Annotated in this window: 1 protein-coding gene; it reads right to left on the bottom strand. The window is 60.6% G+C overall.

Translation table 11 applies throughout. The features are described from left to right. Positions 1–227: 227 nt before the first annotated feature. Positions 228–649: DMT family transporter (locus tag AC1DYX_RS31745; RefSeq protein WP_477266259.1), on the bottom strand; the 422-nt coding region annotated here is incomplete at its 5' end.

Genomic DNA, 649 nt, shown 5'->3' with positions numbered 1-649 from the left:
GTATAGACCTGAAATACGCTTTTGGCCGTATCGACACCGACCGTCGTTTTGCGAGTAGCATTCATGATGTGGATCCTCCGGTTAGCCTCGAAAGTCTCGACACTTTCACTTTAGGCGCTTTTGACGCCGTCGGCCCGCGAGGGTCCACCCCTTCCGCTATCCCCCGCTCCCTTCTTGCCGTTCGTCATTCCGCTCGTAAAGGTGGGAGGCGTCCATTTCATTCTCCTTTATTTTTTGATAACGAATGCAACGCCCAGCACGGCGACGGCCATGCCGGCCAGGCCAAGGACGGTCAACCTTTCGCCGAACATCAGCCAGGCCATCAGGGCGGTGGTGGGCGGCGTCAGGTACAGGAGGCTCGTCACGCGCGTCGCGTCGCTGCGGCTGATGAGACGGAACAACAGAAAGATGGCGCCGATCGACAAGGCCAGGATCGCCCACAGCAGGGCGCCCACGAATTGCGGCGTCCAGTAGATATTGTCCAGATGCGGCCCGAAACCTTCCAGCAGCACGGCGAACGGCAGCAGCGCCAGCGCCGTCGTCACGTACTGGATCACGGTGCCGGTGCGCAGTTCGAACTGCGGACAGAAACGTTTCTGGTACATCGTGCCGGCCGTGATCGACAGCAGCGCCAGCACGCACCACGCAC

The organism is Massilia sp. P2_C2 (assembly GCF_056404615.1).
Note: the sequence above shows the minus strand (reverse complement) of the source record. Positions and strands in the feature narration are given on the sequence as shown.